The organism is Amycolatopsis thailandensis (genome assembly GCF_002234405.1).
Lineage (GTDB): Bacteria > Actinomycetota > Actinomycetes > Mycobacteriales > Pseudonocardiaceae > Amycolatopsis > Amycolatopsis thailandensis.
In genome coordinates, this window is the sequence record NZ_NMQT01000014.1 from 1 (window position 1) to 22,530 (window position 22,530).

Here is a 22,530-nt window from a genome sequence, read left to right on the forward strand (position 1 = left end):
CCCGGCGGGATCGCGCCGGTGCACGCGAACGTGGAGCGGGACTGCGGGGTCTACGTGGAGGCGAACGTGTGGATGGAACACCCGTTCTGAGCGGGATCGCGCAGAGCCACTGACCCGGCCGCCGGGGCATTCCTCGCGATTTCCGGCGGGATCGTCGCAAGGTAGGCACTGCCGCCCGGCCGTGCCGCACAGTGGACGCCATGGACATCTCGCGAGTCGGCTTCGCCGGGCTGGGCAGTATGGGTGAGCCGATGGCACTGAACCTGGCGCGTGCCGGGATCCCGTTGCTCGTGTGGAATCGCACCCCGGGTAAAGCGGACGGGGTGGCCGAGGCTGCCGAAGACGTGGCCGGCCTCTTCGCACGGTGCGAAGTCGTGATCCTGATGCTCAAGGACGCGGCCGCCGTCGACGCCGTCCTCGGCCGCGGCGGTCCCGCGTTCGCCGGGCGGGTGGAAGGCCGCACGATCGTCCACATGGGAACGACGGCGCCGGATCATTCCCGCGCGCTGGAGACCGAGCTCCTCGCGGCCGGGGCCAAGTACGTGGAGGCGCCGGTCTCCGGTTCGCGGGTCCCCGCGGAGGCGGGGGAACTGGTCGCCATGCTCGCCGGTGACCCCGGCACGATCGACGAGGTCCGGGAGCTGTTCGAGCCGCTGTGCCGGGAAACCGTGGACTGCGGGCCGGTGCCCAACGGGCTCCTGATGAAGCTCGCGGTCAACGTGCACCTGACCGGGGTCGTGACGAGCCTGGCCGAGACCGTGCACTTCGCCCGCGGTCACGGGCTCGACCTCGGCCTGCTCGCCGGGGTGCTCGGTGCGGGGCAGCTGGCCAGCCCGATCTTGCGGGTCAAGGCTCCGAAGCTGGCCGAGGAGGATTTCGCGCCGCAGGCGTCGATCGCGAACGTCCTGGCCAACGTCGAGCTGATCGCGGCCGCGGCGGACGAATCCGGACTCACCTTGCCGCTGCTCCGGGCGGCCCACGCCCTCTACGCCGAGACCGAGCAGCTCGGTCTCGGCGCGGAGGACATGGTCGCCGTCGTCAAAGCCCTCGAAGCCCGCGCGGAACTCGCGTGATCAGAGCCGTGACTCGCGTGTCTGAACCCGTGACTCGCGTGATTGGAGCCGTGACTCGCGCCCCGCCACTCACGAGGCCGCTAGCGCAGGGCGGCGGCGATCCGGCCGGCGGCCGCGAAAGACTCTTCCTCCGGCTCCCCGAGCAAGGGGAGCAGGATGACGGATTCGGTCCCGGCCGCGTACAGCGCGCGGATCTGCTCGACGCAGCGGTCGAGCGGGCCGCTGACGCTCAGCCTGTCGATCCAGTCCGGTCGCAGGCGCCGTGCCAGCTCGGCCCGGTCGTCACCCGCGGCGGCGACCTCGGCCAGCAGTTCGGCGCCGAAGTCCAGTGGCTCCAGCGCCGGGCCCGAGTTCGGTCCGATCGCGGACGCGACGTCGGACCGGGCGCGCTCGCGGGCCCGCTCGGGATCGTCGTCGAGGGCCAGCCAGTTGTAGGTGGCGATCGAGTGGGCCTCGACGCCGATGAGGTCCCGTGTCGCGCGGACGTACTCGGGCGTCGCCGGTTCCGCCAGCAGCGTCCCGTCGGCCACCCGGCCCGCCGCCGCGAGGGACTTCGGACCGCGGACCCCGGCGATGAGCTTCGGGGGTACCGCGGGCGGGAACTCCAGCTCGACCTCGTCGAGCCGGACGTGCTTGCCCTCGAAGGAAACCCGCTCACCCGCCAGCAGCCGCCGGATGACCGTCAGTGTCTCCTCGAACGCGGCCAGCGCCGAGCGCGGCCACGCGTCGATCTGCCGCATCCAGCTCGGCACGCCGTGCCCGAATCCGACGATCAGGCGCCCCGGGTGCAGTTCCGCCAGCGCCGCGATCTCCATCGCCGCGATGGCCGGGTTCCTGGCCACGGCGGGCATGATGCCGATGCCGAGAGTGATCTTTTCGGTCGCCGCCAGCACCGTCGCCGCCGTGGCGATCCCGCCCGCGTAGAAGCAGTCCTCGACGATCCAGACCTCGTCGAGGCCTTCCTGTTCCGCGCGGCGGGCCAGACCGGTCAGCCGCGCGGCCGGCAGTTCGCGCGGGATCCTGACCCCGAGTCGTGAAACCATGAAGTTCTCCGTTCCTTCAAACGCGCCGAAGCACGCGTAACAGGTATTCCTTGCGATCCAACGGGTTGTGATCGGTCCTCGATCGCGACGGCACCGGGCCCCGGACGGGCCGGTAGCCGTGGAAGACCGTCTCCATCGCTCCTTCCCCTCGCGTCGCCGACGGCAGGAGCCGGTGCACCTCATGGGTTTTCGCCGCAGGGATCTCGCCTTCGAGCTCCGCCGTCCCGTCTTTCGTGAACGTCGTGCGCGGGACGGCGCGAGCTTGCGCCAGCAGCGCGGTGACCGGGCCGAGCGTGTCGGCCGGAGCCTGCAGGGTGAACCGGTGCAGCGGTTCGTGCACGGTCGTCCCGGCCTCGCGCAACGCGGCCATCAGCACCAGCGGCGTCAGGTCGCGGAAGTCGCCCGCGGTGCTGGACATGCTCTTGTCGAAGGTGCCGTGGGCATGGCTTTGCCTGGCGTAGTAACCGGAATGCGTCATCGTCACCACGCAGTCGAGCACCTCCCAGCCGTGGACGCCCTCGCGCAGCGTCTCCTTCACCGTGTCCTCGACGGCTTTGACGAAGGAGTACGGCATCGAGCCGAGTTCGACCTCCAGCCGGAACGAGATCCCGCTCCCCGCCTCGCCCGGCTCGACACGCAGTCCCACGGTCGCCAGGAAGGGATTGGGTTCCTTGTCGATGAGTTCGGCGGCGGACCCGGTTCCGGCGACATGCTCGACGCAGATCGTGGTCGTCTCGCTGAACGTGACGTCGACGCCGTACTCGTCCGCGAGCGTCGCCTGAATGACCTCCTTCTGCACCTCGCCGTACAGCGAAAGCGAAGTCTCCCGCCGGACCTCGTCGTGCCGCAGACCGATCAGCGGGTCCTGTTCGGTGAGCCAGGTGAGCGCCTGGTGCAGTGGCCCGCGATCGGCCGGGCGTACGGGGGTGACGACGGTTTCCAGCGTCGGCGGCGAGAACAGCGCCCGCGGCGCGTGGTCGGGCCGGATCCCGAGCACGTCACCGATCCGGACGTCGAGCCCCGACAGCTTCGCGATCCGCCCGGCTCCGGCCGATCCCGACGGCACGGCCGAGCCGTTGTCGAAGACGCTGATCGCGGTGATCTTGCCTTCGCCGTCGCCGAGCGGGACCTTGTCGCGGACGGCGACGCTGCCGGAGAACAGTCGTACGTAGGCGATCTTCTCACCGCCCGGTGCGCGTTCGACCTTGAACACGGTGCCGGAAAGCGGTCCGCCGACGTCGTTTTCCTTGGCGGGCAACAGGTTCTCGATACCCTCGCGGAGGGCGTCGATACCGGCGCCGGTGATCGCCGAGCCGAAGTAGACCGGATGGACGAGCCCCTCGGCCACTTTGGCGGCGAGCTCGGTGTGGAGGCGCAACGGCGTGAACCCGCCGGGGTCGGTGAGGTATCCGGTCAGGAAGTCCTCGTCGAGTGCCGACAGCACGTCGATCACCCGATCGGGTTCCATCGTGACGGCCGACGGCGTGAGTTTCTCGGCTATTTCCCGAAATACGCGGCCCGGGTCGGCGCCTCGACGGTCCAGTTTGTTCACGAACAGCAGGGTCGGGATTTCCAGCCGTCGCAGCGTCCGCATCAGCACACGGGTCTGTGCCTGGACGCCTTCGACCGCCGACAGCACCAGGACGGCGCCGTCGAGCACGCCGAGCGCGCGCTCGACCTCGGCGATGAAATCGGGGTGGCCGGGGGTGTCGATCAGGTTCACGGTGACGTCGCCGACGGCGAACGACACCACGGCCGCCTTGATGGTGATCCCGCGGGCGCGTTCCAGCGCCAGCGAGTCGGTCTGCGTGCTGCCGTCGTCGACGCTGCCCAGCTCGCCGATGATCCCGGCGGTGTGCAACAGCCGCTCGGTCAGGCTCGTCTTCCCGGCGTCAACATGCGCCAGAATCCCCAGATTGAGGGTCTTCACGAGGTGTCTTGTCCTTGAGGTAGACGGAAATTACCCATGGGAAGGACGCAGACACCGGCAAGACGATCATCTCCTAGGTCCAGTCGACTACAGCACTCTCGCGTCGGTGCCGCAACCGAATTACCCTTGAACGCAATTCGTCCTCTGGATGCGGTAGTTGCGTGTGCAAGAACCGCATCCAGAGGACGAAATGCGAAAGGGATCAGGCCAGGTATTCAGCCGCGGCGCGGAGGCTGACGTAGGACCCGCTGAACGTGTCGATCCGCGGGCCTTCGGTGGCGGGGCCGGGGGCGCCGGTCTCGACCCGGATGTAGTCCGCGCCCGACTCCCGCAGCCAGCTCAGGAACTCGCGGACCTCGGGGTGCCGGTGCGCCTCACGCGTCACGACGACGAGGTCGCGCGCGCCCTGGGCGGCTTCGATCGCGGTCGCGATCCCGTCCGCGCCGACCTTGACCGCGCGGGTGCCGGGCACGAGCCCGGTCAGATGCGAGCCGAGCCCCCACGGCATCGGACCGGCCGCGATGATCGGCTCGGTCTCGATGTCGATCACCAGCGGCGGGCCGTCCAGCTTCGGCGTGCCCTGGATCCGCAGGGCCTTGCGCGCCGCTTCCAGACCGAGCCGGTGATCCACCGGCGAGATCGTCGCCGGCACCGGCGGAGTGCCCAGCGCGGCGACCCGTTCGGACGCCTCCACCAGCCGCTCCAGCGGCAGTTCGCCGGACTCGACCGCGGCGGCGATGACCGCCGCGATCCGGTTCAGCTCGTCCTCTTCGAACGACACGCCGCCCAGGCACAGCGCGTCGGCGCCGGCGATCAGCGCCCGCACCGAGGCCCGGCCGACGCCCTCGGTCTTGCCGAGTTCGCCCGCGACGGCGCCCATGTCGAGCGCGTCGGTGATCACCGCGCCGGTGAAGCCGAGTTCACCGCGCAGGACGTCGGTGAGCGCCTTCGGGTTGAGCGTGGCGGGCAGGTCGCCCCACGCGGGCACTACGAGGTGCCCGGTCATCACCGCGCGGACGCCCGCCGCGATCGCCGCCTTGAACGGGACGAGTTCGATCTCGTGCAGCTCCGCCTCGGTCCGGGGCAGCACCGGCAGCGCGTGGTGCGAATCGTCGGTCGCCGCCCCGTGCCCGGGGAAGTGCTTGGCCGACGCGGCCACGCCGTACTTCTGCATCCCGGTGATGTACGCCGCGACATGCGGCGACGCCTTCACCGGATCCGACCCGAACGCCCGGACCCCGATGGAGGGATCCTCCGCCGCCAGGGTCAGGTCCGCGCACGGGGCGAAGTTGATCGTCACCCCGCAGGCGGCCAGCCGTTCGCCGAGTGCCGCGGCGACCGAGGCCGTCAGCTCGACGTCGTCCGCCGCGCCGAGTGCGAGTGGCCCCGGGATGAACGATCCGGTGGCGACGTCGAGCCGGGTGACGTCACCGCCCTCTTCGTCGATGCCGATGAGCACGCCGGGCCGTTCCGCCCGCAGCTGCGCGCTGAGCGCGGCCACCTGCTCGTCGTCGACCACGTTGCGGCCGAACAGGATCACGCCGCCGAGGCCGTCGTCCACCTTGCGGCGCAGCCAATCCGGAGCGGTGGTGCCGTCGAAGCCCGATACGAGAACGGATGCGGCGAGCTTTTCCGGTGAAGACAAGGATTACCCCTTCACTGCGCCTGCGGTCAGGTTGGACACGAGCTTGCGCTGAACGATGATGAAGAACACCAGCGCGGGCACGGCGTAGATGACCGACGCCGCCATGATCCCGCCCCAGTCCACGGAGAACGCCGTGCGGAACGAGGAAAGCCACACCGGCAGCGTCTGCCTGTTCTGGTCGCGCATGAACACGAACGCGAACAGGAACTCGTTCCACGCGGTGATGAAGCTGAACACCGAGGTGGTCACCAGGCCCGGCGCGAGCAGCGGAAGCGTCACCCGGCGGAAGGCACCCGCCCGGCTGCAGCCGTCGATCATCGCGGCCTCTTCGAGGTCGTACGGGATGCCGTTGACGAAGCCGTAGAGCATCCAGCACGTGAAGGGCAGCGTCGCCGCGAAGTACACCAGCAGCAGCGAAGGCAGCTGGTTGAGCAGCCCGGCGTCGCGCATGAGCAGGTACATCGGGATCAGCAGCGCCTCGAACGGCGCGAGCTGGGCGACCAGCACCAGCATCAGGAAGCCCTTGCGCCCGCGGAACCGCATCCGGGACAGGGGGACCGCCGCCAGCACACCCGCGACGAGCGAGCACAGCACCGCGCCGAGCGTGACGATCAGGCTGTTCATGAGGTACGTGGTGAATCCGGGCTTCGTCAGCGCGGTGACGAAGTTGTCGAGCGTCGCCGCGGACGGGATCAGGTCGTAGTCCGGGGACAGGACCTGGCCCGGCGTCTTCAGCGAGGACGTGACCATCCAGTACGTCGGGAAGACGAACAGGAGAGCCACGATCACGCCGAACGCGCCGAGGCCGATCCGCTGGGTCAGGGACTTCTTCATGACAGGTCGGCCTCCTTCGAGCGCACCAGCAGCTGGACGTACCGGGCGGTGAGCAGGATCAGCACGAGCATCATCAGCAGGGCGGCGGTCGCCGCCAGGCCGAAGTGGTTGCCCGCGAGGCCCTTGAGGTACATGTAGACCGGCAGCGTCGTGCTGGTGCCGTCCGGCCCGCCCTGGCGGATCGCCCACACCTGGGCGAACAACTTGAAGTCCCACAGCACCGACAGGAACGTCACCATGGTCAGGATCGGCCGGATCGCCGGCCAGCTGACCGCCCAGAACGCCTGCCAGGCGTTCGCGCCGTCGATGCCCGCGGCCTCGTACTGCTCCTTCGGAACGCCGAGGAGCCCGGCGTAGAGCGTGAACGCCACGAACGGCACGGCCTGCCAGACGACCAGCAGGCCGATCACGGTCAGCGTGCTCGGGCCGGTGGCGAACCACGAGTGTCCGATGAAGCTCTCGAAACCGAGCTTCGCGAGCGTCTTGTTCAGGATCCCGTACTGCTGGTCGAAGATCCACTGGAAGACCGTGGTCGTCGCGAGCACCGGGGTCGCCCACGCGAGGATCAGCGCGACCTGCAGGACCACCCGGACCACCGGGTTCAGGTGCCGCATCAGGAGCGCCATGAACAGCGCGAGCAGCAGGGTGGTGATCACGACCGCGGCCGTGAACACCAGCGTGCGGACCGTGATCTCCCAGAATTCGGAGTCGGACAGGATCTCGGAGAAGTTCTGGAACCCGACCCACACCATCTCCCCGGAGACCAGCTCACGCAGGTCGAGCTTCCGGAGACTGATCCCGATCAGCTGCATCGTCGGCCAGCCCAGCAGGACCAGGATCGCGACCAGCGCGGGAAGGATCAACAGGTACGGCGCCGTCCGCTCGCCGATGCGGAGGCGCCGATTGGACTTCGGGGGTTTGATGCGCGGCGATGCCGGCGGGGTGGCCCCCGCCGGCATCGTCACATCTTTGGTCGTGGTCATCCGCCGATGAGCTTGTCGAGCGCTGCGTTGGCGTCGGCGGTCGCCTGGTCGAGCGTCTTCGTTCCGGTCAGGTAAGCGGTCAGCATGTCCTTGATCGGGTTCTGACCGGACTCGACGTCACCCCACTTGGGGCTGGTCGGGACGGCACGGCCGTTCTTGGAAGCCTCGGCCATGACCTTGGTGAGCGGGTTCGCGTCGAGCGCGGACACGTCGGTCGAGGTACCGGGGACGTAACCGGCCTTGGCCAGCTCGGTCTGGTACTTCGGGGTGGAGAACAGCTTGACGTAGTCCTTGGCCGCGGCCGCGTTCTTGCTGTTGGCCGGGATGACCAGGTTCGAGCCGCCGAGGAAGACCGGGGCCGACTTGTCGGCGGACTTGCCCGGGATCGGGAACGCGCCCGACTTCTCCTTGATCGACGGGTCGGTCTTCGCGGCGGTGTCGGCCTCACCCGGGACGCCGATCATCATCGCGACCTTGCCCGCGCCGTAGATGCCGGCCTGCTGCGGGGTGGCCTCGTCGGCGTCCTTCGGGGCCTTGGTGCCCGAGGCGTCGGTGAGCTGCTTGTAGAACTCGAGCCCGGCCTTCGCCTGCGCGGAGTCGAGGGTCGCCTTGAAGGACTTCCCGTTGGCCTGCGCGATGTCGCCGCCCTCGTCCCAGATGAACGACAGCAGCTCGTACCAGTTCTGGCCCGGCTGGTAGAGGGCCTGGAACTCGGGGTCGCTGCCGAACTTGGCCTTGAGCTTGGTGATCGCGTCGAGCCACTCCGCGCGCGTCTTCGGCGTCGCGGTGATGCCGGCCTGCTCGAACATGTCCTTGCGGTAGATGACCTCACGGTTGGCCGCGTAGAACGGGACGCCGTAGGTCTTGCCGTCGTACTCGCCCGAAGCCTTGAGGCCCTGGAGCCACTGCGCGCCGTTGAAGTCACCCACGCTCGAGGTGAGGTCGGCGAGCACGCCCTGGTTCGCGAACGCGGGGGTCTGGGTGTTGCCCAGCTCGATCACGTCCGGCGGGTTGTCGCTGGCCAGCGCGGTGGTCAGCTTCTGCTGGATGCCGTTCCACTGCTGGATCTCGTACTTGACCTTGACGCCGGGGTGTGCGTCTTCGAATTCCTTGTGGAGCGAGTTCGTCAGCGATTCCGGGGCGGTCCCGGTCATGAGCCAGACCGTGAGCGAGCCGTTCGACGCCGGAGCGCTCGAATTCGTGCTGTCGCCACTACCGGAACCGGCGCAGCCCGCCGTCGCGAGGGTGATGGCGGCGGCGCCCGCAGCCATCTTGAGCCAGCGCTTCACTCGTGCCGTCCTTTCGATGCCCGGCCACTGTGCCGGGCTCCCACAAAATGGTGTAGACCAATGTCGGCAGCGTGGTACGTACCACTCCGACTGTCAAGCGGGTGGCCGGTTCGTTGTAAACGAGCCGCAATCTTTCACCTTGTGTGAGCGCATGATCACGCTGATGATCGGATTTCGAGCGTGTCGACAAGGGCTCGCGAGGCGCGCTGACATGCGGTTTTTCGTTGACTGTCCCGGTGGTCGGTGCATTCGGCCGGTCGCCGTTGCTCCGTTCAGTGGAACACCGCCCTAGCGGTAGTCCTCGTCGTCCTTGGGAGGCTCGATGCCGAAGAGCGCGCGGGTCTGATCCTGGAGGAACCACGCCAGCGTCGCGGTGATGATCAGCAGGACCAGTGGGAGGACCGGGCCGCCGTCGGTGAGGATGAACAGCTCGGTGACGCTCGCGCCCACCATGATGCCCGCCAGCAGCAGCGCCGACGGCCCGCCGAAGCGGGGGACGAGCAGCCCGATCGCGCCGCCGACCTCCAGGACACCGGTGACGTACCGCAGCCACTGTCCGAGGCCGATCTCGGCGAAGGTCTGTTCCGTGTGGCCACCCGCGAACAGCAGGTAGCCGCTGTAGAGGAACTCGGCGGCGAGCACGGCACGCACGATCCACAGCGCGATCGAGCCGAGGGGCAGGCTTCGGATACCGCTGGATCCTCCGGACATGCCGGGATTGTTCTCGAGGTGACGGCCGGGTGGCAAGGGGGCTGAAGGACGCCTTTCCCGCATGTCACGCGGGGAAAGCGCCCTTCGCCGCGTCACATGTGGGGAAAGTCCCCTTCAGCCCCCTTCGCCGAGGAGTATCTGTTCGAGCAAGAGGTCGACGTCCCGGGCGGACTCGGCCTCGCCTATCCGGTGGAACGTTTCGGCGGCGCGGAGCGCGCGGCGGGCGGCTTCCCGGACACGGCCCGCCGCGCTGAGCACGTGGGCGGCGACGTGGTCCAGCTGCGCGTTGAGATGCTCCCTGGCGGGCGCTGTTTCGGTTTCGACGGCGTGCACGGCGGATTCCGCGGCGTCGAGCGCGGTCAGCGCCGCGTCGAGGTCGCCGGACCGCAAGCGCGAAAGCGTCGCGGCGTTGCGGCAGGTGGCGGCCACGTAGCCGCCGCCGATCGCCACGGCCGCGTCGGCCGCCTGCGCGTAGAAGTCGGCGGCGTTCGCGCCGTAGCCGAGCAGGTCCAGTTGTTCGGCGGCGGCCATGCTCACCGAGATGTAGGAGTGCCCGGTGTCGCCCGACTCCGCGAGGATTTCGGCGAGGACGGCGTATTCGTTGAAGGCACGCGAAGACTCGCCGAGCGCGCGGTAGGTGTCGGCGTACATCCACCGGCAGCGGTGACCCCAGTCCGGCAAGCCGCCGAGCAGGTCGATGGTGTGGGGCGCGACGTCGAGCACTTCGTCGTAGCGGCCGGCGCCGTGCAGCGCGGTGACGAGGACGTACCAGTGTTCCGCGTTGTCCTTGCCTTTCGACGCGGCGACCCCGAGGGAGGCGTAGGCGTCGTCGACGGCTTCGGCGAACCGTCCGGTGCCGATCAGGGAGAGCGCCCGAAGCTGGCGGAGATGCCCGCGCAACCGTTCCGGGCCGCCCACGGGCAGCGTCGTCAGCAGGTGCTCCACGAAGACGTCCAGTTCGTCGAGCGATCCTGTGCGCTCATAAGCGATCCGGACCTGTTCGACGGCTTCGACGGCTTTCTCGCCGACGTTCCCGACGATGAAGGCGTCCGTCGCGGCCTGCGCGAGTTCCAGCGTGGTCGCCGGATCCTCGCCGTCGCCGTTCCGCAGCGACGCCTCCAGGCACAGAAGAGTGCCGTGCAGCAAGGGATCGCCAGCCGCGCGAGCGCGTTCCGCCCCACGCCGCAGCGCCTCGTACGCCTCGGGAGTGCGGCCCTGGCCGGAAAGAACGTGCGCCAGCCAGTATTCGCCCCAGCAGGCGGCTCGATCGTCGGTCCCGGCGCGCAACCGCGCCGCGGCCACCGTCGTCAGCGCCACGCCGGTCTCGGCCTGATCGTCGAAAACGAGCCACAAACCGAGCCAGCATTGGTTGAGAAGAAACCGGATCTCGTCGCCCTGGCGCCGGAAGCCGGCGGCCGCGCGCCGCAGCCGCTCCTCGGTGTCGCCGCCTTGGAAGAAGATCGCGCGCAGTTCGGCCAACCGCGGGGCGATGTCGTCCGACACGATGTCGATCGCGGCGAGGCACGCCCGCGCCTCCTCGGGCTCGCACCGGTGATTGTGGATTTCGGCGCGGGTGACGAGTTCCTCCGCCGACAGGCCCGGCGGGGGCAGGATCGGGACTCGGGGCATCGCGGAAGGCAGGAGCGGGACGAATTCCGCGACCGGTTTCGCGGCCATCTTCCGCTCGGCGTGCGCGGTGAAACAGCCGGTCGGATCACCCTCGTCGAGTTCCTCGGCTTCGACGAACGCCGCCGCCCGCATCCGCCGGTGCAGCAGGTCGAGGGTGAGGCCGTCGTAGGGACCGTTGAGAACGAACTGGATCTCGCCGTATCCGGTTTCCGTCAACCGCCGGGTGAGCAGCGCCGCCGAGGCGAAGAACTCCAGCCTGCCGACGGCTTCCGCGTGGTCACCGACACCGTCCAAAAGCGACAGAAGATCGAGACCGGTGTGCTCGTTGCCGGTGAGCGCGCAGAACTCCAGGCGCAGGGCGTGGTCGCCGTACTCCAGCGGGGCCCCGGAGGAGGCCCTGGTCACCCATCGATAGGTCGACGCGGCCTCGGCGTGCTTGCCCGCGGCCGCCAGTGGCACCAGGGTCCGGCAGAGCCTGCTGATCTCGGCCCCGTCCCCGTCGGAGCCCTCCGCGTCCGCGCGGCGTGGTTCCACTTCCATGGTCCTGCCCCCAGAACGATGACGTCGACGCCGGATCTTAACTCCCGGAGTTCTGTCATGGCCCCGCTTTCGGGGGGATCAGGGCACGCGGACGGCGGCGATCTGGGTGGCTTGCCCGATCAACCTGTTCTTTTCGTCCCAAAGCTCGGCGACCTCGTCCATCCGGTCGCCGCCGATCTCGCCCGCGCGCATCCGCACCCGCACCGGACCCGGCGCCGGGATGCCGCGCAGGTACGCGGTGAACTGGATGGTCGGCGCCCAGCCCGCGATGCCGAGGTCGTAGGAGATCGGCGGCACCGGGTCGAGCGCCACGAGCAGGCTCGCCGGGTCCCAATCGGTGCCGTCGGCGAGCCGCAGCCAGGACGAGATGACGCCTTTCCGGGACGGCTGTCCCACCGCGAAGCCCGCCGCGGCCGGGTCGATGCGCTGCTCGACGACGTCCATCAGGCCGATCCGGAAGCCGCCACCGCCGTCGGCGGGCACGGGCAGGCAGTCCTGCTCCGGCGGGATCTCGACGGGGTCCACTCCGGACCACCAGGCGTCGTCGTCCGTCAGGACGCCCTGGGTGATCAGGGCTTCGGTGCAGGGCGCGCCGTTCTGGCTCAGCCGCGCGCGCAGCTGGGTGAGGCCGCGGCCTTCGCGCAGCACCTCGACCTCGACGACCGCGGGACCGGGCTCCGGCGCCACCGAGAACGAACCGCTGATCGCGGTCAGGTGCGGATGCGTGGAGACCTCGGCGGCGGCCTTGGCGAGCACGGCGAGCAGATAGCCGCCGTGCAGCTTCGGCCCGATCGTCCACTGTGGATCGAGCTCGGTGTCGAACACCGGGCCGTCGCCCCGGCGGACCAGGGCGGTCGCGGTCTGGAAGTGCGCCATACCTCAAGCTGACATCGTCAAGTTGACGGTGTCAAGTCAATGCTGGCAGCATCACGGCATGGGCGCGAAGCGGACGAAAGCGCGGCCGGGAGAGGGAGAGAAGCTCCGGGGCGAGATCCTGCGCGCCGCCGACGACCTGCTCGGCGAGGCGGGGACCGACGAGGCGCTGACCTTGCGCGCCGTCGCACGGCGGACAGGTGTTTCCACGCCGTCGGTCTACGCGCACTTCTCGAGCCGTGACGCCTTGCTGGAAGCGGTCTGCCTGCGGGTCTGGGACGAACTCGCGCGCCGGATGCGCGAACACGCCGCCGAGGTCTCCGATCCCATGCGCGCGCTCAGCCGGTGTGCCCGGGTGTACGCCCGGTTCGCCCTGGACCACCCGGTGCAGTACCGGGTCCTGCTGATGCGCCCGTCCGGCGGCTCGTCGCCCGGCGCGGTCGCCTGTTTCCGGCATCTCGCCGACGCGACCGCCGGGTGCGTGCGGGCCGGGATCCTGCGCGGCGAACCGGAAAGCCTCGCGATGGGACTCTGGTCGGCGATGCACGGCTGCGTGAGCCTGCTGATCGCCCAGCCGGGGTTCGACTGGCCGGAAGAACCGGAAGCGCTGATCGACACCGTCATCCGGATGGCGGGGCTCGGGACGGCGCTCGCCTGCCGGGTCCCGCGCGAGGCGATTCCGCCGAGCGCCGAACTCGCGGCCGATCTCGACAGGCTGGCGACGACCTGGACGATGGGAGCCGAGGGGCCTCGTTAGGCTTTGCGCATGCCCGAGACCCCGACGGCCGAGGACCGGCTCCAGGTGCTCGAAGCTCTCACCGACACCGCCCTGGGGCACCTCGACCAGGACAAGGTGATGGCGACGATCCTCGCGCGCGTGCGTGAGTTGCTCGGAGTCGACACCGCCACGGTGCTCCGCCACGACCAGGAGGCCCGCCAGTTGCAGGCGATCGCCGCCTCCGGGATCGAGGAAGAGGTCTACCAGGACGTCCGGGTGGCCGTCGGGGCCGGTTTCGCGGGGCGGGTGGCCGCCCAGCGGCGTCCGGTGATCATCGACCACGTGGACGAGACCACCGTGGTCAACTCGCTCCTCTGGGAACGGGGGCTGCGCACGCTGCTCGGTGTGCCGATGCTCGCGGGGGACGAGCTGGTCGGCGTGCTGCACGTCGGCTCGCTGACGTCGCGCGAATTCTCCGGGAGCGACATCGAACTGCTGAAGCTGGTGGCCGCACGGCTCGCGCTGGCCGTGCAGATCGACCTTTCCACCACCGACCGCGCGGCAGCGGCGGCGTTGCAGCGGAGCCTGCTGCCGGGGCGGTTGCCGGTCATCGCCGGGATGGAGTTCTCCGCGCGCTACGTGCCGGGTACCGAGCCCGGGGTCGGCGGCGACTGGTACGACCTGTTCCCTCTTCCGGGCGACCGTCTCGGCATGGTGATGGGCGACGTCGCCGGACACGGCCTCAACGCCGCCGTGATCATGGGACGGCTGCGCAGCGCGCTTCGCGCCTACGCGCTCGAAACGGACGACCCCGCGGAAGTACTGTCCAAACTGGACCGGAAGGTCCAGCATTTCGAGCCGGGAGCGCTGGCCACCGTCATGTACGGGCTGGTGCCGGCCTCGCGGGGCAGGGTCGCGATCTCCCTGGCCGGGCATCTGCCGCCGGTGCTCGCGGCGCCGGGTCTGCCGTCGGCGTTCGTCGACGTCCCGGTGGATCCGCCCATCGGGGTGACCGGGCCGCAACGGCGAACGACGGACGTCGAACTGCCGCCCGGCGGTGTGCTCGCCTTCTACACCGACGGTCTCGTGGAACGCCGGGATCACCTGATCGACGTCGGTCTGCAGCGGCTCACCGACGTGGTCACCCCCGATCAGCCCGGCGTGGTGTGCGCGCGGGTGATGGCCGCGCTCGTCGGTGCGACCCCGGCGCAGGACGACATCGCCCTCCTCGTGGCGCGGCGGGACCCGGCCTGAGTCACCCGATCGGGTTCCAGCGACCGTTCTCCTTGGCCAGGTCGATCGCCGCCTGACCGCGTTCGGTCATCAGTCCCTCGGCGATCAGGCGGGCGGCCCGCTCGCGATTGAGCCCGCTCCACGTACTCCGCGGGCGGCGCGGGGTGAACCGCAGCCGGGAGCTGGTGGCGTCGTTCTTGCGATGCAGCCCGTCGATCCAGCCGAAGCACAGAGCCTGTTCCATCGCCTCGTGGATGCGGACGCTGGGGATCCCGCTGTTCTTGTGCCGGATGACCAGCCAGACCTCCTTTTCGGAGTCGGCGTGCTCGGCCAGCCACGCGCGCCACTCGGCGGGGGTGGCGGCGGCGAAGGTGGGCTCGTCCATGACCGGGTTCCTTCCGTCGTAACGTCTGTGACCATCATCGGAAGCAAAGTGCTCATCGAGTGAGCACTTTTCGAAGGGAGGTGGTCCCGGATGGAGATCTGGGTGAACCCGGCGTGCGCCAAGTGCCGGTCCGCGGTGTCGATGCTCGACGAGGCAGGGGCCGAGTACACCGTGCGGAAGTACCTCGAGGACCCGCCGACCGCGAAGGAACTGAAGGCCGTCCTCAAGCGGCTCGGACTCGAACCGTGGGACATCACCCGCACCGCCGAGCCGATCGCGAAGGAACTCGAACTGAAGACCTGGGGGCGCACGCCCGCCGACCGCGACCGGTGGATCGAGGCCCTGGCCACGCATCCGAAGCTGATCCAGCGGCCGATCATCACCGCCGACGATGGCACGACCGTGGTCGGGCGCACCCCGGAGGCCGTGCAGGCGGTACTGCCCGGCTGACCGTCTCAGGTGTGGTGAGGCCGGTTGTTCGGGGAGCTGACGCACGGGGACGTTTGGCGACGATTGAGCGTCCGATTCATGCCCATATGGGCTTTTCGGTGGGGGTCGTGAGTGATAAAGAGGGTTAGAACGCTCCTTATCACTCACGACCCCTTCGCAAAGTTACGCAAATTGCCCAAAACGGGCATTCCGGCTGGTAATAGTGTCCCTTGTGGATGGTCGAGGTCGCGATCGGCTCACGCGGACAGTTCAGGTCGAGCCGCGAAAGCCGATCGCGCCATATTCGCCTTGCCTCTCAGTAACCCGAACCGCCACTCACGACCACCCCGCTGCCGCAATGGCCGGGTGAGCCTCACGTGAGCAGCAGCACCAGCGCCCGCGCCCGCGCCTCGGGCAGCCGCCGTCCCCGTTTCGAAGCGAGCCGCACCGCCTGATCGGCCAGTCCCCTCGCCGCTTCCGGCTCGCCCAGGTCCAGCCGGGCGTGGGCGATCTCGGTGAGGGCGTCCGCCTCCAGCAGGAGCTGACCGTTCTCGCGAAGCGTGGCCAACGCCTTTTCGGCGTACTCCAACGCTTTCGCGGGATCGCCGAGACTCCGGTGCGCGAACGCGAGGCCGATCCGGGCGGAGCCCTGTCCGTAGCCGAGGCCGATCTCCGTGAACACCCGCAACGCCTCGTGCAGACCCGCGATCGCCGCCGTGTGCTCACCCCGCCGGTTCCGGACCGTCGCGATGATCTCGGCGGCCGCCGCCTCGCCGCGCCGGTCGCCGATCTGCACGGAGCGGGCGTGGCATTCGCTCGCCAGTGCCATCGCGACGTCGAGACGGCCCGCGTCGCAGTGGGTTTCGGCGAGGCAGTTCAGGGTCGCGGTCTCGCCGAAGCCGAGCCCGGCCTCGCGGGTGTAGGCGAGCACCTGCTCGTGGTCCGCGATGGCCTCGTCGAACCGGCCCAGCGCCCACAGCGCGATCCCGCGTCCGTTGAGGGCGTGGAAGGCGGCTTCGCGCTGACCGGTTTCCCTGGCCAGCCGCAGTGACCGGTCGTGCCAGCCGACCGCCGTCCTCGGCCTGCCGGAGAAGGTGTGGATGACGCCGATGCAGTTCAGCGCCAGCGTTTCCGCCCCGGTGTTGCCCGCCCGGCGGCTGACCGCCAGCGCCTGGCCGTGGAAGTGCAGCGCCTGCCTGGCCTTGCCCTGCTGACTGGACGCGCGGCCGAGGTTGCGCAACGCGTCGGTCTCCGCGTCGAGGTCCTCCAGTTCCCGTGCGGCCGCGAGCGCCTCCTGGAAGTGCTCGATCGCCGGGCCGTAATCGCTGAGGTTGTGCGACATCTGCCCGAGAACGTCGAGCAGGGACAGCCGTGCCCGCACGTTGCCCGTCTCGGTCGCCGACCGCAGCGCGGCCGTGCAGGTCGCGACAGCCTCACGGGCGTGTCCGCTCGCCTGGAGATAGCCGCGCAGGACGTCGATCAGCCGCCAAGCGGCGGGCTGGAACGCCGGATCGGTGGTGGCGCGGGCGATCGTGTCGACCAGGTTGTCCCGTTCGGTGTCCAGCCAGCGCAACGCGGTGTGTTCGTCGAAGACCGGCGAGGCGGCGCCGGCGTACAGCACGCGGGTGGCCGCGGCCGCTGTCTCCACATAGGACTCGATCAGCCGGGACAACGCCGTCAGCGCGGCTTCCTGCAGGTCTTCGGCGTGTCCGCGTTCGGCGGCGTACTCCCGGATGAGGTCGTGGAACTGGTAGCGGCCGGGCGCGGTCCGTTGCAGCAGGTTCGCCGCGGCCAGCCGGTCGAGCGCGCGGCCGGTCGCCACTCGCGAAGCCCCGGCGACAGCGGCCGCCGCGGGCGCGCCGAAGTCCGGACCCGGTGCGCGGCCGAGCATCCGGAACAACAGGCGGTCCGGTTCGGACAGGCGCAGATAGGACTGATCGAAGGCGACCCGCACGGCCGACGACGAGTCGCCGTCGATGGCCAGCTCTTCCAGCCGACCCGAACGGGTCAGCTCGGCGGTGTACTCGGCGATGCCGCGGCCGGTGTCGGCGGCGAGGTTCGCTCCGGCGATCCGCAGCGCCAGCGGCAGATGCGCGCAGGCCGCGGCGAGGGCGCCGACCGCTTCGGGTTCGGCGGCCGTGCGCGCGGGCCCGAGCAGTTCGGCGAGCACGGCACGGGATTCGTCCTCGGCGAGCACACCGAGCGGCAGGTGCACGGCACCCGGATTGACCGCGAGCCCGCGCAGGTCGTTGCGGCTGGTGATCAGCACGGCGCAGCCGGGCCGCCCGGGCAGCAGCGGCCGGACCTGGTCGACGTGCACCGCGTTGTCCAGCAGCAGCAACATCTTCTTGTCCGCCAGCACGCTGCGGAACAGGGCCGCCTGGTCGGCGGGTTCGGCCGGGATCCGGTCCCGGTGCACGCCGAGCGCCCCGAGGAACCGGGTCAGCGCGGCCGACGGGTCGAGCGGCGGACCGGCGGCGTACCCCTGAAGGTTCACGTACAGCTGGCCGTCCGGGAAGTACGGCCGGAACCGGTGGGCGACGTGCACCGCGAACGCTGTCTTCCCGACTCCCGGCGGCCCGGAGATCACGACGTTGCGCCCGGTCGCGGTCAGCCGCAGGCCGGCGAGTTCGGCGATCGGATCCGCGCGGCCGACGAACCGGTGGACGTCGGGCGGCAGCTGGCTGATCGTCTCCCTCGGGGGATCGGCGCCCTCGTCGAGGATCGCGGCGTGGACGCGCCGCAACCGCGGACCGGGCTCGATCCCCAGCTCGTCGGCGAACATCCGGCGCATCGAGCGGTAGGTCTCCAGCGCGTCGGCGCGGCGCCCGGATCGGTCGAGCGCGGTGATGAGCTGCGCCCAGAACGTCTCCTGCCACGGATGTTCCTTGGTGAGCGTGATCAGCTCGGAGACCAGTTCGCGGTGCCCGCCCGCGTCGAGCCCGGCCTCGATCCAGTGCTCCAGCGTGCGGAGGCGGTCTTCGTCGAGCTGCGCGGCTTCGTCACGCCGCAGGGATTCCGACGGGACGTCGCAGAGGGCCGGGCCACGCCAGCACTCCAGCGCCTCGGCCAGCAGCGCGAGTTCCTCGGCGGAATCACCCGCTTTGCCCGCTTCCCGGCCCGCGTCGGCCAGCCGCCGGTAGCGGAGGAGGTCCAGCTGCTCAGGCTCCAGGCGGATCAGGTAACCGTCCGGGCGGGTTTCGATCAGCCCGTCGCCGAGCATCCGGCGCAGCCGCAGCGCGTAGACCTGCGTGCTCTTGCGGGCGGTGGACGGCTGGTCCTCGCCCCAGAGCCGGTCCGCGAGCCGGTCCAGCGAGACCGTCGTGTTGGCCCGCACCAGCAGCGCCGCGAGCAGCACCCGCAGTTTGGGCCCGGCGACCGTCACCGGCTTCCCGTCGCAGGTCACCTCGAGCGGGCCGAGCACACCGAAACCGAAGCGGGGAATACGCGCTCACCTCCCAGTGCGTCAGATTACTGCTGTTGCCCGGTTGAAACCGGCACCTGTCACGATCACCCCCGCGAGGCCTCCCCGATGGCCTCGATCAGCAGGCGGGCGGCGGTGCCGACGGATCCGTCGGCGAGGTTGCCGTAGCCGAGGACGATCCCGGGTGTCCTGGGGGTCGCGCGGTAGTCGTCGAGATCGGCCACGCGCAATCCTTTGACCGCCGCCCGCCGCACCACCTCGGCCGCCCGGACACCGGGCAGGTCGAGCACGAGGTGCAGACCGGCCGCGATCCCGGACACCGGCAGCGGGCCGAGCGCGCAGACCAGCGCGTCGCGCCGCGCCCGGTAGCGGCGCCGGGCCGCCCGCAGATGTCGGTCGTAGGAGCCGTGTTCGAGGAAGGCCGCGAACGCCAGCTGCTCCAGCGCGGGCGGCGTCGGCGAGGGGTCGACCAGTTCGGTCCACTGTGGAGGCAGGGCGTACCAGCCGAGGCCGAGCGCGGGGCTGAGCGTCTTGCTGACCGACCCGAGCAGCACGACCCGCGCCGGATCCATCCCCTGCACGGTCCCGACCGGGCGCCGGTCGTAGCGGAACTCGGCGTCGTAGTCGTCCTCGACGATCACGCCGTCGACGTCGCGCGCCCAGCTCAGCAGCCCGGCGCGACGGGCGGGGGAGAGGACGGTGCCGGTGGGGAACTGGTGGGCCGGGGTCACGAGGACGGCACGGGCGCCCGCCGGGATCTCGTCGACGCGCAGGCCGTCTTCGTCGACCGGGACACCGACGACTTCGAGCCCGGCACGGGTCGCGACGCGGCGCAGCGTCAGCCAGCCGGGTTCCTCGGCCGCGATACGGGTGATCCCGGCGGCGCGCAGCGCGCGGCACACGCGGCCGAATCCGTCGGTGACGCCCGACGAGATCCGCACGTCTTCGACGACGGCTCCCCGGCAGCGGCGGAGGTGGTCGGCCAGCACCGCGCGCAGCCGCGGATGGCCGCCGGGAACGGGGTAGCCGAACTCGCCGTGCGGCGCGTTCGCGAGGACTTCGCGGACCGCCTCCGCCCAGCGTTGCCGGGGGAAGTGGCGCAGATCGGGCAGGCCGGGCGCGAGGTCGATCTCCGGTGGGGTGGCTTTGCGCGGGAGGGCTTTCGCCGGTCCGGTGCTCGACGTCGACCAGCGCACGACGGTCGCCGAGCCGGTGCGCGCGGCGAGGTAGCCCTCCGCGATCAGCTGCTCGTACGCCTGCGTGATCACCCAGCGGGAGAAGCCCAGATCCGCCGCGAGGGTGCGGCTGGGCGGCAGCGCGGCGCCGGAGCCGAGCGTGCCTTCGCGGATCACCGTGCGCAGAGCCCTGGTGAGCCGCTCGTGCCGCGGACCCGGTCCGGAGAGGTCCAGGAGCACGTCCCAAGCCAGATTGGTCTGGGATTTCGTCATGCGAATGGACTGTAGTACCGGACCGATCCGGCCGTATGGTCCAGACCATGGAAAAGGTGGAGCTCGGCCGGACCGGCCGGAAAGTCAGCCAGGTCTCGCTCGGGTGCATGACGATGGGCACCGCCACCGACGTGCGGACCTCGGCGCGGATCCTGGACGCGTACCTCGACGACGGCGGCGACTTCCTCGACACCGCGAACTGCTACTCGTGGTGGGTGCCCGGCGCGGCGGGCGGGGAGAGCGAGGAGCTGCTCGGGAAACTGCTGAAAGGCAGGCGGGACAAGGTCTTCCTCGCGACGAAGGGATCGGCCGCGGTCGCCGACGCCGAAAGCGCGCGCAAGGGCTACCACGAGGACGGCACCGCGGACTGGGACTACATCGGACGGCATTTCGAGGGCGCCGGCGGCGACGTGATCCGGCGCGGCGTCGACGAAAGCCTGCGGCGGCTCGGGACCGACCACATCGACCTCTACTACATCCATGTCGACGACCGGGCGACTCCGCTGGAGGAGACGCTGTCCGCGCTCGACGAGAGCGTCCGGGCGGGGAAGATCCGGCACATCGGCTGGAGCAACGTCCGCTCGTGGCGACTGGAACAGGTCCGCTCGCTCGCGGAACGGAACGGGTGGGCGTCGCCGGTGGCCGTCCAGGTGCAACACTCGTACCTGCGGCCGGTGGCCGATTCGGCGTCGCTGGCCACCGGGGACATGCTCGACTTCCTGCGGGGCAACGAAGACATCGCGCTCGCCGCCTACTCGTCGATCCTGCGCGGGATCTACGACGACTCCGCGCGGCGGCTCGCGCATCCGGTCTGGCAGACCTACGCCGGGGCGGACGGCGAGGCACGGATGGCCGCCGTCGACGCCGTGGCGCGGGAGGCGGGGGCGACCGGGAACCAGGTCGCGCTGGCGTGGCTGCTGCGGCAGACGTCGCCACGGGTGCTGCCGCTGATCGGGCCGCGGACGTGGGAGCACTACGAGGCGATCCGGCCCGCCTTCACGCTGGAGCTGGACGCGTCGCAACTGGCGGTGCTGGACGGCGCGGGGGCCTGACCCCCCGTCGCGTTTAGTCCTCTGAATGCTGTCGTGGAGCCGCCGCAGCGTGCAATGAAGGGGCCTTTCATAGCAAATTTTGCTATGAAAGGCCCCTTCATTGCAGTGCCGGGGGTGGTCAGGACAGCTTGCGGAAGAAGTCCCGGAGATCACCCAGCAGCAGGTCCGGCGCGTCCTGCGTCGCCCAGTGGCTGCCGCGGTCGAACTCCTGCCACGACACGATATTCGCGTGGTCCCGCTCGGCGAACCGGCGCAGCGGACGGAAGTCGTAGGCGAAGCTCGCCAGCCCGGTCGGCGCGGTCGTCGGCTCGGCCGGGTGCTCGGTGTGCTTGTCCTCGTAGTAGAACCGCGCCGCCGACGCCGCCGTGTTCGTCAGCCAGTACAGCGTGGCGTTGGTGAGGACGTGGTCGTCGCTCGTGCCCGACAGCAGTTGCGCGCTCCACGCCAGCTGCCCGGTCGGCGAGTCGGCCAGGGCGTGCGCGAGGTTCTGCGGCGCGCTTTCCTGGAGCTTCGCGTAGCCGGACATGTCGTCGTTGAAGGTCTGGAGGAACTGCATGTACTCCAGCTCCTTCTCGGTCATGCCCTCGAACTCGGCCGGGTCGCCGCTCGGGAACGAGAACAGCTGCGTGACGTGCACGCCGATGACGTGCTCGGCGTCGGCACGCCCCATCTCGGGGGCGACGAACGAGCCGGCGTCGTTCCCGTGCGTGCCGTAGCGCTCGTAGCCCAGCCGACGCATCAGCTCCGCCCACGCGCGGGCCGTGCGGTACCGGTTCCAGCCCTTCTCCCGGGTGGCGCCCGAGAAACCGAAGCCGGGCAGCGACGGGATCACGACGTGGAACGCGTCGGCCGCGTCGCCGCCGTGCGCTTTCGGGTCGGTCAGCCGGTCGATCAGGTCCAGGTACTCGAAGACCGAGTTCGGCCAGCCGTGCGTGAGGATCAGCGGCGTCGCGTCCGGCTCCGGCGAGCGGACGTGCAGGAAGTGGACGTTCTGCCCGTCGATCTCGGTGGTGAACTGCGGGTACTGGTTGAGCTTCGCCTCCCACGCCCGCCAGTCGTAGCCATCGCGCCAGTAGGCGACCAGACGCTGCACGTAGTCGAGGGGCACGCCGTACTCCCAGCCCGGCGTGACCGGTCCACGCTGTACCCCGTCGGTCACCTGGTCGGCGGGCAGTTCGTTCGCCCAGCGGACCTTGGCCAGGCGGTCGGCCAGATCGTCCAATTCGGACTGCGGGATGTCGGCGCGGAAGGGTCTGATCTCTGTGTTCTCGTTCATGAGACCAAGGTAAGC

At 70.1% G+C, this 22,530-nt stretch carries 18 protein-coding genes; 5 read left to right on the plus strand and 13 right to left on the minus strand.

Going from position 1 to position 22,530, the window contains the following annotated elements:
• Window positions 1-200: 200 nt before the first annotated feature.
• Window positions 201-1,073 (plus strand): NAD(P)-dependent oxidoreductase, encoded by an 873-nt coding sequence (locus CFP71_RS03465; RefSeq protein ID WP_093932367.1) that lies wholly within the window; start codon window positions 201-203, stop codon window positions 1,071-1,073.
• Window positions 1,074-1,153: 80 nt separating this feature from the next.
• Here the strand turns inward: CFP71_RS03465 and CFP71_RS03470 are convergent, their stop codons facing one another.
• From CFP71_RS03470 to CFP71_RS03510, 9 genes are all read right to left on the minus strand, one after another.
• On the minus strand, window positions 1,154-2,116 hold the full coding sequence (locus CFP71_RS03470) for an LLM class flavin-dependent oxidoreductase (RefSeq protein WP_093932368.1): 963 nt from the start codon (window positions 2,114-2,116) through the stop codon (window positions 1,154-1,156).
• A gap of 16 nt (window positions 2,117-2,132) precedes the next feature.
• Entirely contained in the window at window positions 2,133-4,046 is a 1,914-nt protein-coding gene (locus CFP71_RS03475; RefSeq protein ID WP_093932369.1) for an elongation factor G, read from the minus strand.
• Window positions 4,047-4,248: 202 nt separating this feature from the next.
• A complete protein-coding gene (locus tag CFP71_RS03480; protein WP_093932370.1) occupies window positions 4,249-5,691 on the minus strand; it encodes a glycoside hydrolase family 3 protein in 1,443 nt (480 codons plus the stop codon).
• A gap of 3 nt (window positions 5,692-5,694) precedes the next feature.
• Window positions 5,695-6,525, minus strand: coding sequence for a carbohydrate ABC transporter permease (locus tag CFP71_RS03485; protein ID WP_093932371.1), 831 nt, complete (start codon window positions 6,523-6,525; stop codon window positions 5,695-5,697).
• Window positions 6,522-7,508: a carbohydrate ABC transporter permease gene (locus CFP71_RS03490; protein WP_093932372.1), complete on the minus strand. Its 987-nt coding sequence runs from the start codon at window positions 7,506-7,508 to the stop codon at window positions 6,522-6,524. Before CFP71_RS03490 ends, CFP71_RS03485 begins: the two co-directional genes overlap by 4 nt.
• Window positions 7,505-8,797: an extracellular solute-binding protein gene (locus CFP71_RS03495; protein WP_093932373.1), complete on the minus strand. Its 1,293-nt coding sequence runs from the start codon at window positions 8,795-8,797 to the stop codon at window positions 7,505-7,507. The genes CFP71_RS03490 and CFP71_RS03495 overlap by 4 nt, the downstream gene beginning before the upstream one ends.
• Window positions 8,798-9,085: 288 nt before the next feature.
• The gene (locus CFP71_RS03500; RefSeq protein ID WP_093932374.1) at window positions 9,086-9,508 is read right to left on the minus strand and encodes a DoxX family protein; all 423 of its coding nucleotides are present in this window, start codon (window positions 9,506-9,508) and stop codon (window positions 9,086-9,088) included.
• Between the two features lie 114 nt (window positions 9,509-9,622).
• Window positions 9,623-11,677 carry a hypothetical protein gene (locus CFP71_RS03505; RefSeq protein ID WP_093932375.1) on the minus strand — a complete coding sequence of 685 codons (2,055 nt, stop codon included), beginning with the start codon at window positions 11,675-11,677 and terminating at the stop codon, window positions 9,623-9,625.
• Between the two features lie 78 nt (window positions 11,678-11,755).
• Window positions 11,756-12,553: a thioesterase family protein gene (locus CFP71_RS03510; protein WP_093932376.1), complete on the minus strand. Its 798-nt coding sequence runs from the start codon at window positions 12,551-12,553 to the stop codon at window positions 11,756-11,758.
• A 58-nt stretch (window positions 12,554-12,611) separates the two neighbouring features.
• Between CFP71_RS03510 and CFP71_RS03515 the strand changes: the two genes are divergently transcribed.
• Together CFP71_RS03515 and CFP71_RS03520 are read left to right on the plus strand one after the other, a co-directional pair.
• Window positions 12,612-13,307, plus strand: coding sequence for a TetR/AcrR family transcriptional regulator (locus CFP71_RS03515; RefSeq protein WP_093932377.1), 696 nt, complete (start codon window positions 12,612-12,614; stop codon window positions 13,305-13,307).
• A gap of 9 nt (window positions 13,308-13,316) precedes the next feature.
• A complete protein-coding gene (locus tag CFP71_RS03520; RefSeq protein WP_093932378.1) occupies window positions 13,317-14,522 on the plus strand; it encodes a PP2C family protein-serine/threonine phosphatase in 1,206 nt (401 codons plus the stop codon).
• Between the two features lies 1 nt (window position 14,523).
• Here the strand turns inward: CFP71_RS03520 and CFP71_RS03525 are convergent, their stop codons facing one another.
• A complete protein-coding gene (locus tag CFP71_RS03525; RefSeq protein ID WP_093932379.1) occupies window positions 14,524-14,886 on the minus strand; it encodes a YdeI/OmpD-associated family protein in 363 nt (120 codons plus the stop codon).
• 90 nt (window positions 14,887-14,976) lie between these two features.
• Between CFP71_RS03525 and CFP71_RS03530 the strand changes: the two genes are divergently transcribed.
• A complete protein-coding gene (locus CFP71_RS03530) occupies window positions 14,977-15,336 on the plus strand; it encodes an arsenate reductase family protein (RefSeq protein WP_093932380.1) in 360 nt (119 codons plus the stop codon).
• Between the two features lie 352 nt (window positions 15,337-15,688).
• Here the strand turns inward: CFP71_RS03530 and CFP71_RS03535 are convergent, their stop codons facing one another.
• Window positions 15,689-18,739, minus strand: coding sequence for an AfsR/SARP family transcriptional regulator (locus tag CFP71_RS03535; RefSeq protein ID WP_093932381.1), 3,051 nt, complete (start codon window positions 18,737-18,739; stop codon window positions 15,689-15,691).
• Window positions 18,740-18,825: 86 nt separating this feature from the next.
• Window positions 18,826-20,187 (minus strand): MocR-like pyridoxine biosynthesis transcription factor PdxR, encoded by a 1,362-nt coding sequence (pdxR, locus tag CFP71_RS03540; protein WP_093932382.1) that lies wholly within the window; start codon window positions 20,185-20,187, stop codon window positions 18,826-18,828.
• Window positions 20,188-20,234: 47 nt separating this feature from the next.
• Here pdxR and CFP71_RS03545 point away from each other — a divergent pair, with 47 nt between their 5' ends.
• Window positions 20,235-21,239 carry an aldo/keto reductase gene (locus CFP71_RS03545; RefSeq protein WP_093932419.1) on the plus strand — a complete coding sequence of 335 codons (1,005 nt, stop codon included), beginning with the start codon at window positions 20,235-20,237 and terminating at the stop codon, window positions 21,237-21,239.
• Between the two features lie 118 nt (window positions 21,240-21,357).
• On the opposite strand, the gene CFP71_RS03550 is transcribed toward CFP71_RS03545, so the two are convergent.
• Entirely contained in the window at window positions 21,358-22,515 is a 1,158-nt protein-coding gene (locus CFP71_RS03550) for an epoxide hydrolase family protein (RefSeq protein ID WP_093932383.1), read from the minus strand.
• Between the last annotated feature and the right edge of the window lie 15 nt (window positions 22,516-22,530).

Coding starts and splice junctions, on each gene's coding strand:
- CFP71_RS03485 (WP_093932371.1), bottom strand. CDS start 6,525: ATGAAGAAGTCCCTGACCCAGCGGATCGGCCTCGGCGCGTTCGGCGTG.
- CFP71_RS03510 (WP_093932376.1), bottom strand. CDS start 12,553: ATGGCGCACTTCCAGACCGCGACCGCCCTGGTCCGCCGGGGCGACGGC.
- CFP71_RS03500 (WP_093932374.1), bottom strand. CDS start 9,508: ATGTCCGGAGGATCCAGCGGTATCCGAAGCCTGCCCCTCGGCTCGATC.
- CFP71_RS03465 (WP_093932367.1), top strand. CDS start 201: ATGGACATCTCGCGAGTCGGCTTCGCCGGGCTGGGCAGTATGGGTGAG.
- CFP71_RS03530 (WP_093932380.1), top strand. CDS start 14,977: ATGGAGATCTGGGTGAACCCGGCGTGCGCCAAGTGCCGGTCCGCGGTG.
- CFP71_RS03550 (WP_093932383.1), bottom strand. CDS start 22,515: ATGAACGAGAACACAGAGATCAGACCCTTCCGCGCCGACATCCCGCAG.
- CFP71_RS03525 (WP_093932379.1), bottom strand. CDS start 14,886: ATGGACGAGCCCACCTTCGCCGCCGCCACCCCCGCCGAGTGGCGCGCG.
- CFP71_RS03505 (WP_093932375.1), bottom strand. CDS start 11,677: ATGGAAGTGGAACCACGCCGCGCGGACGCGGAGGGCTCCGACGGGGAC.
- CFP71_RS03470 (WP_093932368.1), bottom strand. CDS start 2,116: ATGGTTTCACGACTCGGGGTCAGGATCCCGCGCGAACTGCCGGCCGCG.
- pdxR (WP_093932382.1), bottom strand. CDS start 20,187: ATGACGAAATCCCAGACCAATCTGGCTTGGGACGTGCTCCTGGACCTC.
- CFP71_RS03490 (WP_093932372.1), bottom strand. CDS start 7,508: ATGACCACGACCAAAGATGTGACGATGCCGGCGGGGGCCACCCCGCCG.
- CFP71_RS03545 (WP_093932419.1), top strand. CDS start 20,235: ATGGAAAAGGTGGAGCTCGGCCGGACCGGCCGGAAAGTCAGCCAGGTC.
- CFP71_RS03520 (WP_093932378.1), top strand. CDS start 13,317: ATGCCCGAGACCCCGACGGCCGAGGACCGGCTCCAGGTGCTCGAAGCT.
- CFP71_RS03515 (WP_093932377.1), top strand. CDS start 12,612: ATGGGCGCGAAGCGGACGAAAGCGCGGCCGGGAGAGGGAGAGAAGCTC.